Raw genomic sequence first — 14,494 nt, 5'->3', positions numbered from 1 at the left:
ACAAAAAAGAAAAAGCCCACTTTTGCGTCGGCATAAGCGGGCTTCATGTACGGGGAGGCTGGAGCCAGGGCGGACGACTGTCGCGTGTCCGCTCAACCCACCGACAGTTGCAGATGCAGCTGCGAACGCGCCGGGCCGCCACCGTCGATCGCTTCGCTCGCGGCATCGCGATCCGATTGCGACGACGGCGCGAGACGCGCGCTTTCGATGCGGTCGAGGTATTCGGTCGTGATGTCGCCGGTCACGTAGTTGCCGTCGAAGCACGAAGCCTCGAACTCCTTCAGTGCCGGATTGATATCGCGCACCGCCTGCTTCAGCGCATCGACGTCCTGATACACGAGGTGGTCCGCGCCGATCATGCGCGCAACTTCCTCGTCCGAGCGGCCGTGCGCGACCAGTTCGCCGCGCGTCGGCATATCGATGCCGTAGACGTTCGGGAATTTCACCGGCGGCGCCGCCGACGCGAAAATCACCTTGTTCGCGCCCGCATCGCGCGCCATCTGCACGATTTCATGCGACGTCGTGCCGCGCACGATCGAGTCGTCGACGATCAGCACGTTCTTGCCCTTGAACTCGATGTTCATCGCGTTCAGCTTCTGGCGCACCGACTTCTTGCGCACCGCCTGCCCCGGCATGATGAAGGTACGGCCTACATAGCGGTTCTTGAAGAAGCCCTCGCGATACTCGACGCCGAGCTTCTTCGCGACCTGCATCGCGGCCGGGCGCGACGAATCGGGAATCGGCATCACCACGTCGATTGCGACGTCGGGCAGCTCGCGCCTGATCTTCTCGGCGAGGTAGTCGCCCATGCGCAGACGCACGTTGTAGACCGGCACGCCGTCGAGCACCGAATCCGGACGCGCCAGATACACGAGTTCGAAGATGCAGGGGTTCAGGCTCGTGGTCGTCGCGCATTGCTGCGAATGCAGCTGGCCTTCGGCGTCGATGAAAATCGCCTCGCCCGGCTGCACGTCGCGCACGAATTCGAAACCGACACCTTCGATCGCCACCGATTCCGACGCCAGCATCCACTCGACGCCGTCAGCCGTTTCCCGTTTGCCGAGGCACAGCGGACGGATGCCGAACGGGTCGCGGAGACCAAGCAGGCCGTAGCCAGCGATCAACGCGACGATCGCATACGAGCCGCGCACCCGCCGATGCACACCCGACACCGCCTTGAACAGCGCGGCAGGATCGAGCTGCAGACCCGAGCTCGACAGTTGCAGCTCGTGCGCAAGCACGTTGAGCAGCACTTCGGTATCGGAATTGGTGTTCACGTGGCGGCGATCGATGCGGAACATCTCATCTTTCAGCTGCTGCCAGTTGGTGAGGTTGCCGTTATGCGCGAGGATGATGCCGAACGGCGCGTTCACGTAGAACGGCTGCGCTTCTTCTTCGCTCGACGCCGAACCGGCGGTCGGGTAACGGACCTGGCCGATGCCCGTCGTGCCCGGCAGGCTGCGCATGTTGCGCGTGCGGAACACGTCGCGCACCATGCCGTTGGCCTTGTGCATGTGGAAATTGCTGCCGTTCGCCGTTGCGATGCCGGCGGCGTCCTGACCGCGATGCTGCAGAAGCAGCAGGCTGTCATAGATCAGCTGGTTGACCGGGGAATGGGAAACTACGCCTACGATGCCGCACATGGCATGTCCTTCAAAGGTACGAAATTCGTGATGGCGACCGGTGCCTGCGACCGCGCCCGCGCTTTCATGCGACGGCACGCGCTACGACGTCAAGGCAGCCGGTATGCGCCGGAGTCCTGTTGCGCATTGCTCGGGGCGCCCGAATCGTCCACATGGACGTAAGCGGCGAGCGCCTCGGGGAGCAGCGGTTTCATTGCGCGTACGCCCGCAACCGCATACGGACGAAGCAGCGCGTTGCGCCAGAATTCCTCTTTGGGCAGTTTAGTCAAGCCTGCGAGGGCGACCAGAATCAGCACCAGAACGACCCCACGCACGAGGCCGAACATCAAACCGAGCGAGCGGTCCGCACCACCCAGTCCCGTGACCTGCACGAGGCGGCTGAGCAGCGCGCTCACCACGCTCGTGACCAGCACTACGCCGATCACCACGAGCGAAAAAGCCAGCAGCCACTGCGTCAACGCGCCGCCCGGCCAGGTAGACGGGATATACGGGACCACGTAGCCCACGAACTCGCAAGCGATGAAAAACGCCGCGACCCAGCCGATCAAACCAAACACTTCCGACAGCAAACCGCGCCAGGCGCCTCGCAGCGCCGACAAACCGATCACCGCCATTACAGCGTAGTCGAAGGCAGTGAACATCGCTCGCTTACTGCGCTCTGCCGCCGGTCGAGCCCGACACGAGGCCCGCCTCGCGGACCTTCGCGACAGCGGCGGTGGCCGCGGCGCGGTCGGCGAACGGGCCTGCACGCAGCAATGTCAGCGTCGAGCCGTCGGCTTGCTTCCTATGTTCCGTATATGTGGGCACGCCTGCTGCTTTCAACTTCGCGGCCCAATTGCGCGCGTTCGCTTCGTTCGAGAAGGCGCCGAGCTGCACCGCGAAACGGTTGCCCGGCGGCGAAGCCGGCGTGCCGGAGTTCGCGTCGGCGCTGGCGCTGGCGGTGGCCGTGTTCGCTTCGTCGTCGGTCGACGCCGACGGTGTGGTGGCGGGTGCCTTCGTCTGTTTGGCGGGGACAGCAGGCGCGGTGTTGGCTGCGAGCGATTGCGTTTGCGGCTTCGCGGCGGGCTTCGGCGTCGCGGCGGTAACAGCGCCAGTTGCGGCGGAGGGGGTCGCGCCTTGTTTCGCTGCGGTCGATTGCGACGATTGCGACGATTGCGTCGATTTGGCGGCGGAGGCCGAGGCGGCCGCCGTGGTCGCCGCGCTCGTTGCCGGCGCGAGGCCGGACGCAGCCACGCCCGTGTCGGCGGCCGGCGGACTGTCCGGCGCGACGCCGGCCTGCATGTCTTCGTTGGCGGTGGATCTGGAGAGCTTCGGCGCGGGCCGGTTCGGAATGTCGATCGAGATGTCGTCGGTGACGGGCTTGGGGTGCGAGTCCAACACCATCGGCAGGATGATCACCGCCGCGACAACCAGTGCGATTGCGCCGACGAGCCGGCGGCGCGCGCGCTGCTTTTCCGGCAGCGTGGGGTCGAGCAGCATTGCATCTGCATCGACGGTGCGCTCGGTGCGGCGGGTGCGCCGCTCGACGCGTTCACCCCGGGTGGCCCGATTGGAACTGGTGTTTGCGCCGCGCCGGCTGGGCGCGTCGTCTTTCTTGCCGAACGAGAAAATTCCCATGAATCGCTTGGTTCGAGCCTGGTGCCCGCTCAGTGTTGCTGCGATTTCCGGTAGGCCATCACACCCGCTACCGTATAGAAACTGCCGAAAACGACGATTCTATCATTCTCTGACGCACGTTTTAGCGCGTCCTGAAAAGCCTGCGCCGGCGTCGCATAACGCATGACGCTGCTGTCGGCGCCGTCTTCCACGCCCAGCTCGCGCAACACGGTTTCCAGCTCTTGCGCGGACGCGGCGCGCGGGGTCGGCAGATCGGTCACGCACCAGTGATCGATCTCGCCTTTCAGATGACTTACCACGCCGGCGATGTCCTTGTCGCGCATCGCGCCGAACACCGCGTACGTGTACGGGAAAAAGCCCATGTTGCCGAGGTTCTGCCCGAGCACCGCGGCGGCATGCGGATTGTGGCCGACGTCGAGCACGATGGACGGCTTGCCCGGCAGTACCTGGAAACGGCCCGGAAGATCCACGTTGGCGATGCCGAGCCGGATGTCCTGCGCGGACACCGGCAGTCGGTCGCGCAAAGCTTCGAGCCCAGCCAGCGCCGCCGACGTGTTGATCAGCTGATTCGCGCCGCGCAGCGATGGATACGCGAGCGCCGAGCGCCGCAGCGTCGGGCCGACATAGCTCCACTGCTGTCGCTCGCTGCCGGCCTGGCCTTCGTAACGGAAATCGCGGCCGAACAACCACAATTGCGCCCCGATCTTTTCCGCGTGATCGATCAACGATTGCGGCGGCACCGGGTCCGCGCAAATCGCGGGCTTGCCGGGACGGAAGATACCGGCTTTTTCGAACGCGATTTTTTCGCGCGTGTCGCCGAGATAGTCGGTGTGGTCAATATCGATGCTCGTGATGATCGCGCAGTCGGTATCGAGGATATTGACCGCGTCGAGACGGCCACCGAGGCCAACTTCGAAAATCACCGCGTCGAGGCCGCGCGACGCGAACAGGCTCATGATCGCTAGCGTCGTGAATTCGAAGTAGGTCAGCGTGACCGGTTGGGCGAGGCTCTGGCGCGCGGCCTCGACGGCTTCGAAGTGCGGCAGCAGATCTGCGTCGCTTGCCATTGCCCCATTGATGCGTGCGCGCTCGTTGAACGACAGCAGATGCGGCGACGTGTGGCAGCCGACCGTATAGCCCGCGCGCAGCAGGATCGCTTCGAGAATCGCGCAGGTCGAGCCTTTGCCGTTCGTGCCGCCGACCGTGATGATCGGGCACGCAAACGACAGTTGCATTGCATCACGCACCTGGGAGATTCGGCCCAAACCCATGTCGATGCCGACCGGATGCGCGGATTCAAGGTGCGTGAGCCACGCGTCGAGAGTGGGGAATGTCGTCATCGGGTGAATCTTGAGTGAGTCGCGGTAGTTCGGTTCGGCAGTGCTGCGAAGGGTGCTGGTCAGGCGGTTGCGGTCGAGGGTCGAGGGTCGCGGGTCGCCGGTCATGGGCGTAGGCCGTTGCGCGGTTTATGCGCACAAACCCGCGCCTTGAGCCGCGCCAGCTTCGGCTTCGACCGCTGCCGCATCGCAGGCGACGGTAATTATCCAGGAAATGACAGCGCGCCGCTTGATTGCTCACGCGGCGCGCTATTTTTTTGATTGCTTCTCTGGCTCCGCCGCGTCTTCGACAGCGCGGCGAAAGAGCGGCAAATGCGGTGCTGCCCGGCTTTTACGCGACCGCGTCCGCTGGCTGATGGCTCAACAGCGCCAGCAATTGCGCGATCTCTTCGCGCAGCTTGCGACGATCGACGATCATGTCGATCGCGCCCTTTTGCAGCAGAAACTCGGCGCGTTGGAAGCCTTCCGGCAGTTTCTCGCGCACGGTCTGTTCGATCACGCGCGGACCAGCAAAGCCGATCAGCGCCTTCGGTTCGGCGATCACGACGTCGCCGAGGAATGCGAAACTCGCGGACACGCCGCCCATCGTCGGGTCGGTCAGCACCGAGATGAATGGCAGCCTGGCTTCCGCCAGCTTCGTGAGCATCGCGGTGGTCTTTGCCATCTGCATCAACGACAGCAAGCTTTCCTGCATCCGCGCGCCGCCCGAAGCGGTGAAGCAGATGAACGGCACTTTCTGTTCGAGCGCGTTCTGCGCGCCGCGCGCGAAACGCTCGCCGACCACCGAACCCATAGAGCCGCCCATAAACGAGAACTCGAAATTCGCCACGACGACCGGCAGCGTGTGAATCGCGCCGCCCATCACGACCATTGCGTCGGTCTCGTCGGTTTCGTCCATCGCCTCTTTAATGCGCTCAGGGTACTTACGGCTATCTTTGAACTTCAGCGCGTCGACCGGAACGATTTCCTGGCCGATTTCGTAGCGGCCTTCCGGATCGAGCAGGCTGTCGAGCCGCTCACGTGCGCCGATGCGCATGTGATGGTCGCACTTGGGGCAAACATGCAGATTGGCCTCGACGTCGTTGCGATACAGCACGGCTTCGCACGACGGGCACTTGATCCACAGGCCTTCCGGAATTCCCTTGCGGTTTTTCGGGTCGGTTTGTTTGATTTTCGGCGGCAGCAGCTTATCGAGCCAGCTCATAGGGAATCCTTCTGGGTCAGCAGTCGCGCGAACGGCGGGACGAGCCCGCCGCTCACGTTACCGCGACAAAAAATAACTGTTATCGGGCAGTCGCGACGCTATCGAGCGCCTCGCGCACCTCGGCAACGAAACGCGTGAGCGTCTCGGCAGCGGCGTCGGGCGCTGCCTGTTCGAGCAATTGAACGATACGGCTGCCGATCACGACGGCATCGGCCACCTCGCCCACCGCACGCGCCGTTTGCGCGTCGCGAATGCCGAAACCGACGCCCACCGGCAGGGGGACGCGCGACTTGATGGCCGGGATTTTACTCGCGATGCTGGAAACGTCCAGATTTGCGGCGCCGGTGACCCCTTTCAGCGACACATAGTAGACGTAGCCGCTCGCGATGCGGCCGACTTCGGCGATACGTTCGTCGGTTGAAGTCGGCGCGAGCAAAAAGATCGGATCGATCCCGGCAGATTGCATCTGTTCCGCGAAGTTTGCGCACTCTTCAGGCGGATAGTCGACCACCAGCACGCCATCGACACCGGCTTCCTTCGCGGCTTTCGCGAAGGCCTCGGCGCCCATTCGCTCGATCGGATTCGCATAGCCCATCAGCACGACCGGGGTTTTGTCGTCGGCTTCGCGGAAGCGTTTGACGTCGGCCAGCACATGGCGTAGCGACACGCCCTTCGCGAGGGCGCGTTCAGACGACTGCTGAATGACAGGACCGTCTGCCATTGGGTCGGAAAACGGCACGCCTAGTTCGATCACATCGGCGCCGCCGGCGGCGAGGGCGTGCATGAACTCGACCGTGCGAGCCGGGTCCGGGTCGCCAGCGGTCATGAACGGGATCAAGCCTTTCTTACCTTGGGCGGACAGCGCGGCAAACGTGTTCTTGATACGGGACATGGAAGTACTCTCGAATTAGGGCTATTGCGCGCCCATTGCCGCGCGCTTTTCAGCGAACTTAGTGGCGCATCTCGCGCTTTTCACTGCACTTCGGTCGACGGCTGCACTTTTGGCCTGGCTCGGGTCCGACGGGGCGCAGCAGGCGTAGCAGCGGCGCTGACGCGCTCGCGCGCTATCGCACAATAGCTCTCGTTGATCTCATAGCCGACGAATTCGCGCTGATGACGGACGCAAGCGACGGCGGTGGTGCCGCTGCCCATGAATGGGTCGAGCACGCGGCCGCCCTTCGGGCAACTGGACAGTACCATCCGCTCGACGATTTCCAGAGGTTTCTGGGTTGGATGCGCAACGCGCTCGGCATGCTGCCGATGCAGACGCGATACCGACCAGACATCCTTCGGATTATAGCCAAGCTCCAACCACTTGCTTCCTTCGAACAACTTTCGCGAACGCGCCTTCTTCGTGACTGGATCGTACGGGATGCGGACGGGATCGAGATCGAAGAAGTAGTCCTTCGACACCGCGAAAAAACCGATGTTGTCATGCACTGACGTGAAGCGGCGCGTGGTGCCGCCCATACTCGGCACGCGCCGGTCCCAGATGATTTCGTTGACCATCGTGAGTTTCGTCTTCAGGAAACTGAAGATTTCCGGCGCGTATTGCCAGGTGCAGAAGATATAGAGCGACCCTGTTGGCTTGAGCTTCGGTACAGCGAGCTCGAGCCAGCCGCGCGTCCAGACGAGAAATTCCTCGCCCGTGCGCATGTCCGAGTCGTTGCCATAGTCCTTCCCCAACCCATAAGGCGGATCACAGACGATCAGGTCGATCGACTCATCGGGAATGTTCGCTACATCGGTTAGAAAATCGCGGTTCAACAGCTGAACGCCGGCCGGCACCTGCGCCAGCAGCGGTGCGGATGCCGCGGCCGCCGGGACTTCGGCGGCCGGATTCGTGGATTCAATCGCCGGCTGCGGCTCGTCGAACTCGTCGCGCATCGTCGCGGCTCAGAACTGGATACCCGATCGCTCAGCGACCGTGTGCATGTCCTTGTCGCCGCGGCCCGACAGGTTGACCAGCAGAATCTTGTCTTTCGACAAGGTCGGCGCGAGTTTCGTAGCGTAAGCGAGCGCGTGGCTCGACTCCAGCGCAGGAATAATGCCCTCGATGCGGCAGCAATCGTGGAACGCCTTCAGGGCTTCTTCGTCGGTGATGCCTACGTATTGGGCGCGATTGCTCTCTTTTAGCCACGCGTGCTCGGGGCCGACGCCCGGGTAGTCGAGGCCTGCCGACACCGAATGCGTCTCGATGATCTGGCCGTCTTCGTCTTGCAGCAGATACGTGCGGTTACCGTGCAACACGCCGGGACTACCGCCGATCAGCGATGCCGCGTGACGACCCGTTTCGAGGCCGTCGCCGGCCGCTTCGACGCCGATCAACTGCACGGAACTATCGTCGATATACGGGTAAAAGATCCCCATCGCATTCGAACCGCCGCCAACACACGCGATGACGGCGTCCGGCTGGCGGCCAGCGAGTTCTGGCATCTGCACGCGGCACTCGTCGCCGATCACTCGCTGGAAGTCGCGCACCATCATCGGGTACGGATGCGGACCCGCAACCGTGCCGATGATGTAGAACGTGTTTTCGACGTTGGTGACCCAGTCGCGCATCGCTTCGTTCAGCGCGTCCTTCAGCGTGCGCGACCCCGATTCGACCGGCACGACCGTCGCACCGAGCAGTTTCATGCGATAAACGTTCGCGGCCTGGCGGCGCACGTCCTCGGCGCCCATGTACACCACGCACTCCATACCGAAGCGCGCGCAGATTGTCGCCGTGGCCACGCCGTGCTGACCGGCGCCGGTTTCCGCGATCACGCGCGGCTTGCCCATGCGCTTGGCGAGCAGCGCCTGGCCGATCACGTTGTTGATCTTGTGCGCGCCGGTGTGATTCAGGTCTTCACGCTTCAGATAAATCTGCGCGCCGCCGAGCAATTCGCTCCAGCGCTGGGCGTGATAAATCGGGGACGGGCGACCCACGAAATACTTCAATTCGCGCTCGTACTCGGCGACGAACTCCGGGTCTTTCTGATATTTCTCGTACGCTTCACGCAACTCGTTGAGTGCGGAAAACAGCGTTTCGGCGACGAACACACCACCAAATTGGCCGAAGTGGCCTCTTTCGTCAGGCAAGTTGTACATGGTGATCACTTTTCTCAGGATGGCTCGCGGCTTTCATCGGAAAGCGCCCGCGAGCCTGAATCATTCAGCGTCCGCAGCGCGCACCGCGCGTACGAACGCCGCCATCCGGGCGTGATCCTTCACGCCCCGGGCGCCCGCTACTTCGATGCCGCTCGAGACATCGACCGCGTACGGGCGCACGCGATGGATCGCATCACTGACGTTTTGCGCGTTCAACCCACCACTCAAAACGGCCCGACGCGCGAGCTCTGCTGGAATAAGTGACCAATCGAAAACCTTCCCACCGCCGCCGTAGCCTTCGACATGGGTGTCGAACAGAAGACCACTGGCTGCTGAATAGTTGAATGCCGATTTTACCAAATCGGCCGCTCGAGTATCCGCCGCAACTCGCAACGCGCGCAACCAAGGCAAACCCGCAACGCCGGCGAGCGCCTCGCACTGCTCAGGCGTCTCGTCGCCGTGGAACTGCAACAGCGTCAGGTTCACGTTGCTCGCGACTTCGTGAACCCATTCCGGCGTCGCGTTGACGAACAGACCGACGACCGACACGAACGGCGGCACCTCGTGCACGAGTTCGACCGCTTGCGCGACGCTCACCGAGCGCGGGCTCGGCGGATAGAACACGAGGCCGATCGCGTCGGCGCCGAGGTCGATCGCGTGTGCAATGTCGACGGGTTTCGACAGTCCGCACAGCTTGATGCGCGTGCGATGTGGCACGCCTTGCAAGGCGGTGGCGTCGGTCTGAATGGCGGGGTTCTCTGCTGCTTTCATGTTTCCGGTTGTTCGGTCCATACGCTGCTCCACGGCACGCTGCCCGTCGCCGGATCGGGCACGCCGAATTGCTCAGGATAGCCCACTTGCGCGAGGTACAAGCCGTCGGGCATGAAGGTCGGCGCCGCGCAATCGCGGCTACGGCTCGCGAGCACGTCGGCCATCCACGCGGCCGGGCGGCGGCCGCTGCCGATTTCGATCAGACAGCCCATCACGTTGCGCACCATGTGATGCAGGAACGCGTTCGCGCGGAGGCGGAAATGCACGAAGTTACCCTGTCGTTTGACGTCGATCTGGTACAGGTGCTTGAACGGCGTTTTCGACTGGCATTGCGACGAACGAAACGCCGAAAAGTCATGCTCGCCGATCAGGTGCTCGGCGGCCGAGCGCATCGCGTCGACGTCGAGTGGCGTGTGCACCCAGCCGGCGCGCGTCGTGAGCATCGGCGAGCGAACTGGACTTACGTACAGCACGTAGTAATAGGTCCGCTCGAATGCCGAAAACCGCGCGTGAAAATCGTCGGGCATCGGCTTGGCCCATTGCACGCCTATCGTCTTCGGCAGAAACGCGTTCGGGCCGCGCACCCAGGAGATCTCGAGGCGATCGAGGTCGGTGTCGAAATGCACGACCTGACCCAAGCCATGCACGCCGCGGTCGGTGCGGCCGGCGACCACCGTCTGCACGGGCGTGCGCATGAATTCGCGCAGCGCCCGTTCGAGCTCGTCCTGTACCGTGTTGCCATGCGGCTGCGACTGCCATCCAGTGAACGCGGCGCCGTCGTATTGCACGCCTAATGCGATGCGCTTCACGACAGCGGTGCGAGAGTCGAAAGCAACGCGCGGGCTTCGGTGCGCGTGGCTGGATCGTTTGCTTCGATCACTTCGTTGATGAGCGCGCGGGCGCCCGCCAGATCGCCGAGCTCGATGTACTCGGAGGCCAACTCCAGCTTGTTGCGCGCGATGCGGCCGAGATCGGCCGGTGTGAAGGCCGGCAATGGCTGAGCCGGGCTCGGCGGCAACTCGAGGTCGAAGTCGAGCTTCAGCGCGCCGAAGCCGGCCGCGCCGAGGCCCGCGACGGCGCCGTGGCCGGCTGTGCCGGCGGCGATCTGGTCGGCGATGTGCGGGGCGTCGTCGTCCGCGCCATGGACGCCGAAGGCCTGCTGCGCGGTCGTGTCGGGCGATGCGACCGGTTGCGTCGAAAGCGACGTGGAAGGCTCCGCTTCGCCGACGGTGGGCACTTCGATGCGCGGCGGCAGCGGCATGTTGAGGCTGCCGAACGCGTCGACGGCCTCGCGCGGGAACTCGGTCGGTGCGGACAGCGCGGGTTCCGTCGGCACGGGGATGTCGCTGAACGGCTGACCGAACGACGTAGTGGCGCGCGGTTCGATCTGATGTTGCGTGAAATCGATCACTGGGGGTGGAACGTTCAAGGGGGACTGCGGTTCGGCCGTCGCGGTGTGCGACGCTGCCGAGGGCGGTTCCGCGGCGCTTGGGCTCGGGGTTGTCGTCGTGCCTGTCGTTTTCTCTGCGGTCGGACTTTCTGTGGGTTCCTCGTCCCATTGCAGGCGATGCGCGTTCTCGTCCTGCGTCGCGGCGCCAACCGGTTCGAGCGGTCCCAGCGGCAACGCGTCGGCGCCGAGTTCTGCCGCGGCGGCGAGATTGGCGGCCGTCGCGGCGGAGCGCAGCGTCTCGTCATGGGCGGGTGCGACCGCCGGTGGTTCGCTGGACAGTTCGCTTTGGCTGGGTAGCGGGATGCTGGCGAGTGGCGCCGTTAGTGCAGTAGGTTCGGGCGTGTCTGCTTGCTGTGCCGCCTGTTCTTCTGCGGCGCGCTCGGATGCGCTGCGTTCTGCTGCTATGCGTTCCGCTTCCGCATGTTCGGCGGCGACGCGTGCTGCTGCTTGTTCGGCTGCTGCTTGTTCGGCTGCTGCTTGTTCCGCTGCTGCGCGTTCCGCCGCGGCGTGTTCTCCGGCCGCTGCTCGCTCTGCTGCGGCTCGCTCCGCTGCCGTCTGTTCGGCTGCTGCACTTTCCGCTGCGGCTTGCTCGGCTGCTGCACGTTCGACTGCCGCGCTTTCTGCTGCGGCTTGCTCGGCTGCTGCACGTTCCGCAGCCGCGCGCTCCGCTGCTACCCGCTCCGCAGCCGCGCTTTCTGCCGCTGCCTGTTCGGCTGCCGCACGTTCCGCAGCCGCATGCTCTGCTGCTGCGGCCTGCCGTGCAACCTCTTGATCTTGCGCGTCCGATCCTTCCGTGACCGCCGCCTGCCCCGCCGCCGCGCTGCCATTGCGCGAATCGGCCTCACGCGCGGATCTCGCCATTTCTGCATCAGTTGCCTGGGCAGCCCGTGCCGCGGCCTCTTTATCGCGCTTGCGGCGACCCATGCGCAGAGCAGCGAGCAGAACGATCAGTGCCGCGCCCACGGCCGCCGCGATGCTCAAATCGCGCTGAGAGATGCCGCCTTCATTCGACGGCGACGTCGTCACATTTGCATGCTCCGGCGCCACAGCCACGGTCGCCGCGGAACCTGCCGGTGCCGGCTGCGCAGCGCTCGTCGGCGTTGGGCCTGAAGCGACGGGCGCCCCGCCGATGCCGTGCTTCTGCAACTCCATCAGCACGCGGTTTTTCAGCGCCAGCAATTGCTGCAGACTCGACACCTGCGGATGCGGCTGCGAAGCCGCCTGCGCGGCCGCGGTCGCGGCCGCCGGTGCTTGTCCCGCGGGCGCGCTCGCCGCCGGTTGAATCGATCCGGCCCATTCCCGCGTGCCACTCGTCGCCACCGGCGCCGAACCGGCCACTGGCGCGGACGAAACCGCACCGCCCGCCGCCGCGCCGGTCGATACCGCCGCGCTGGCCGCGCCGGAAACCGTGGATGGGGCTGGCGTCGTCGCTTGAGCCGCCGCGCTGGCCGCACTCGCGGCGGCGGCGTTGACCTGCGCGACTGCACTCGCCGTGCTGGCGGCAGCCGCCGCGGCCGCCGCGGCAGCCGGCGCGGCAGTCGGCGCGGAAGCGGGCGCAGCCGCCGTGGACTCCGACGCCCCTGCCGCGGCCCCAGTCGACGAAACCGCCAAGGCCCCCGACGCATCGAGCGCCGGCACGATCAACACCGCTCCTACACGCATCCGGCTCGGATCGTGATTCATGAACGCGGCCGGATTCGTGTCGAACAATGCGTGCGTAGCGCGCGCGAGTACCGCCCGGTCATGCGACTGCGTAATAGCGATCGCGACATCGTTCAGCGACTGCCCTGCGTGTACGGTGTACTGAGAGCCCGCAGCGACAGCAACGACAGCGGTAGTGGAACTGACAGCGGAAGCGGCATCCGGCGCGCTCGTGGCACTAGCCGGCGCGGCAAGCGCATTGCCCGCGCCACCGCCGAGCAGCGCAAGAGCGAAAGTGGCACAAGCGGCCATCGCCGCCGGACGGCTGCTGAATCGCACCTTCTCGTGACGAATGGACATAGCCCGAAGAGCGGAGCGTCGAAAGTTCATCGGGACTCCTGGGCGCGTCAGCGCGCAGCCTTTTTTGCGAGTGGAAAGAGACAAGATGATCGGAGCACACAATGAAAAAGCGCCGCGCAAGCGCGACGCTTCTTGAGTTGTCTACGCGTCGTGAGCGCGTAGTTTACTTTACTTGTCGAGCACAATGCGAAGCATACGACGCAGCGGTTCAGCCGCGCCCCACAGCAGCTGATCGCCGACCGTGAAGGCCGACAGATACTCGCCGCCCATCGCGAGCTTGCGCACGCGGCCGACCGGCACCGTCAGCGTACCGGTGACAACCGCCGGGGACAGATCGCGCATCGACGCTTCGCGTTCATTCGGCACAACCTTGACCCAGTCGTTGCCCGACGCGAGGATGCTGTTCACTTCGTCGAGCGGCACGTCCTTGTTCAGCTTGATCGTGAGCGCTTGCGAATGGCAGCGCATTGCGCCGATCCGCACGCACAGACCATCGACGGGAATCGAACCCGGCGTGCCCATGGCCGGCTTGCCGAGGATCTTGTTGGTTTCCGCGCCGCCCTTCCACTCTTCCTTCGACATGCCGTTGCCGAGATCCTTGTCGATCCACGGAATCAGCGAGCCCGCGAGCGGTACGCCGAAGTGGTCGGTCGGCATGCTGTCGCTGTTCATCGCTTCGAGCACGCGGCGGTCGATGTCGAGAATCGCCGAAGCCGGGTCTGCCAGTTCGTTCTTCACCGCGCCGTGCAGCGTGCCCATTTGCGACAGCAATTCGCGCATGTTCTGCGCGCCCGCGCCGGATGCGGCCTGATAAGTCATGGCCGTCATCCAGTCGACGAGATTTTCGCGGAACAGGCCGCCCAATGCCATCAACATCAGGCTGACCGTGCAGTTACCGCCGATGAAATTCTTCTGGCCTTTGACGAGCGCGTTCTTGATCACGTCGAGGTTGACCGGATCGAGAATGATGACCGCGTCGTCCTTCATGCGCAGCGACGATGCCGCGTCGATCCAGTAGCCGTTCCAGCCCGCCGCGCGCAGCTTCGGGAACACTTCGTTCGTGTAGTCACCGCCCTGGCAGGAAATGATCGCGTCGCACTTCTTCAGGTCGTCGATGCTTGTCGCATCTTTGAGCCTGGTCTCGTTTTTGGCGAACGAAGGCGCGTTGCCGCCCGCGTTGCTGGTGCTGAAAAACACCGGTTCGATCAAGTCGAAATCGCCTTCCTGCTGCATACGTTGCATCAGGACGCTGCCGACCATGCCGCGCCAACCTACGAGACCTACGTTCATGACTTCATACCCTTCGAATGGAAACTTCCCCGCGTCTTTGCCCGCAGTGACCGCGCGGGGAAGATGGGCGGGCACGACGGACGATCAGCGC

Annotated in this window: 12 protein-coding genes; all 12 read right to left on the bottom strand. The window is 64.4% G+C overall.

What is annotated here, in order from left to right; genetic code table 11:
• Positions 1-92 precede the first annotated feature (92 nt).
• The 12 genes from purF to asd all read right to left on the bottom strand — a co-directional run bounded on the left by purF (position 93) and on the right by asd (position 14,403).
• Entirely contained in the window at positions 93-1,643 is a 1,551-nt protein-coding gene (gene purF / locus OKW40_RS31670; RefSeq protein ID WP_090810350.1) for an amidophosphoribosyltransferase, read from the bottom strand.
• Positions 1,644-1,732: 89 nt separating this feature from the next.
• The gene (locus tag OKW40_RS31665) at positions 1,733-2,284 is read right to left on the bottom strand and encodes a CvpA family protein (protein WP_184057541.1); all 552 of its coding nucleotides are present in this window, start codon (positions 2,282-2,284) and stop codon (positions 1,733-1,735) included.
• Positions 2,285-2,291: 7 nt separating this feature from the next.
• Positions 2,292-3,260, bottom strand: coding sequence for an SPOR domain-containing protein (locus OKW40_RS31660; protein ID WP_429493244.1), 969 nt, complete (start codon positions 3,258-3,260; stop codon positions 2,292-2,294).
• A 29-nt stretch (positions 3,261-3,289) separates the two neighbouring features.
• Positions 3,290-4,600, bottom strand: coding sequence for a bifunctional tetrahydrofolate synthase/dihydrofolate synthase (gene folC, locus OKW40_RS31655; RefSeq protein ID WP_429493243.1), 1,311 nt, complete (start codon positions 4,598-4,600; stop codon positions 3,290-3,292).
• Between the two features lie 328 nt (positions 4,601-4,928).
• Positions 4,929-5,801 (bottom strand): acetyl-CoA carboxylase, carboxyltransferase subunit beta, encoded by an 873-nt coding sequence (gene accD / locus OKW40_RS31650; protein WP_090808311.1) that lies wholly within the window; start codon positions 5,799-5,801, stop codon positions 4,929-4,931.
• A gap of 79 nt (positions 5,802-5,880) precedes the next feature.
• On the bottom strand, positions 5,881-6,693 hold the full coding sequence (gene trpA, locus OKW40_RS31645) for a tryptophan synthase subunit alpha (protein ID WP_184036040.1): 813 nt from the start codon (positions 6,691-6,693) through the stop codon (positions 5,881-5,883).
• An 80-nt stretch (positions 6,694-6,773) separates the two neighbouring features.
• A complete protein-coding gene (locus tag OKW40_RS31640; RefSeq protein ID WP_184057547.1) occupies positions 6,774-7,688 on the bottom strand; it encodes a DNA-methyltransferase in 915 nt (304 codons plus the stop codon).
• A 9-nt stretch (positions 7,689-7,697) separates the two neighbouring features.
• On the bottom strand, positions 7,698-8,891 hold the full coding sequence (trpB, locus tag OKW40_RS31635) for a tryptophan synthase subunit beta (RefSeq protein WP_429493242.1): 1,194 nt from the start codon (positions 8,889-8,891) through the stop codon (positions 7,698-7,700).
• Positions 8,892-8,951: 60 nt separating this feature from the next.
• Positions 8,952-9,662: a phosphoribosylanthranilate isomerase gene (locus OKW40_RS31630; RefSeq protein WP_090808304.1), complete on the bottom strand. Its 711-nt coding sequence runs from the start codon at positions 9,660-9,662 to the stop codon at positions 8,952-8,954.
• Positions 9,659-10,471 (bottom strand): tRNA pseudouridine(38-40) synthase TruA, encoded by an 813-nt coding sequence (gene truA / locus OKW40_RS31625; protein ID WP_184057549.1) that lies wholly within the window; start codon positions 10,469-10,471, stop codon positions 9,659-9,661. The genes OKW40_RS31630 and truA overlap by 4 nt, the downstream gene beginning before the upstream one ends.
• Positions 10,468-13,143 carry a FimV/HubP family polar landmark protein gene (locus OKW40_RS31620; protein WP_429493241.1) on the bottom strand — a complete coding sequence of 892 codons (2,676 nt, stop codon included), beginning with the start codon at positions 13,141-13,143 and terminating at the stop codon, positions 10,468-10,470. Before OKW40_RS31620 ends, truA begins: the two co-directional genes overlap by 4 nt.
• Positions 13,144-13,281: 138 nt before the next feature.
• Positions 13,282-14,403 carry an aspartate-semialdehyde dehydrogenase gene (asd, locus tag OKW40_RS31615; protein WP_187612203.1) on the bottom strand — a complete coding sequence of 374 codons (1,122 nt, stop codon included), beginning with the start codon at positions 14,401-14,403 and terminating at the stop codon, positions 13,282-13,284.
• Positions 14,404-14,494: the final 91 nt, after the last annotated feature.

Origin of the sequence: Paraburkholderia sp. RAU6.4a, from assembly GCF_050435625.1 — a bacterium.
In the GTDB taxonomy this organism is placed as follows: domain Bacteria; phylum Pseudomonadota; class Gammaproteobacteria; order Burkholderiales; family Burkholderiaceae; genus Paraburkholderia; species Paraburkholderia tuberum.
This window is presented reverse-complemented; position numbering and strand designations above follow the sequence as displayed.

Bases quoted from the DNA above. Each gene is read 5' to 3' on its own strand.
- purF (WP_090810350.1), bottom strand. From the start codon at position 1,643: ATGTGCGGCATCGTAGGCGTAGTTTCCCATTCCCCGGTCAACCAGCTG.
- OKW40_RS31665 (WP_184057541.1), bottom strand. From the start codon at position 2,284: ATGTTCACTGCCTTCGACTACGCTGTAATGGCGGTGATCGGTTTGTCG.
- OKW40_RS31660 (WP_429493244.1), bottom strand. From the start codon at position 3,260: ATGGGAATTTTCTCGTTCGGCAAGAAAGACGACGCGCCCAGCCGGCGC.
- folC (WP_429493243.1), bottom strand. From the start codon at position 4,600: ATGACGACATTCCCCACTCTCGACGCGTGGCTCACGCACCTTGAATCC.
- accD (WP_090808311.1), bottom strand. From the start codon at position 5,801: ATGAGCTGGCTCGATAAGCTGCTGCCGCCGAAAATCAAACAAACCGAC.
- trpA (WP_184036040.1), bottom strand. From the start codon at position 6,693: ATGTCCCGTATCAAGAACACGTTTGCCGCGCTGTCCGCCCAAGGTAAG.
- OKW40_RS31640 (WP_184057547.1), bottom strand. From the start codon at position 7,688: ATGCGCGACGAGTTCGACGAGCCGCAGCCGGCGATTGAATCCACGAAT.
- trpB (WP_429493242.1), bottom strand. From the start codon at position 8,891: ATGTACAACTTGCCTGACGAAAGAGGCCACTTCGGCCAATTTGGTGGT.
- OKW40_RS31630 (WP_090808304.1), bottom strand. From the start codon at position 9,662: ATGAAAGCAGCAGAGAACCCCGCCATTCAGACCGACGCCACCGCCTTG.
- OKW40_RS31620 (WP_429493241.1), bottom strand. From the start codon at position 13,143: ATGAACTTTCGACGCTCCGCTCTTCGGGCTATGTCCATTCGTCACGAG.
- asd (WP_187612203.1), bottom strand. From the start codon at position 14,403: ATGAACGTAGGTCTCGTAGGTTGGCGCGGCATGGTCGGCAGCGTCCTG.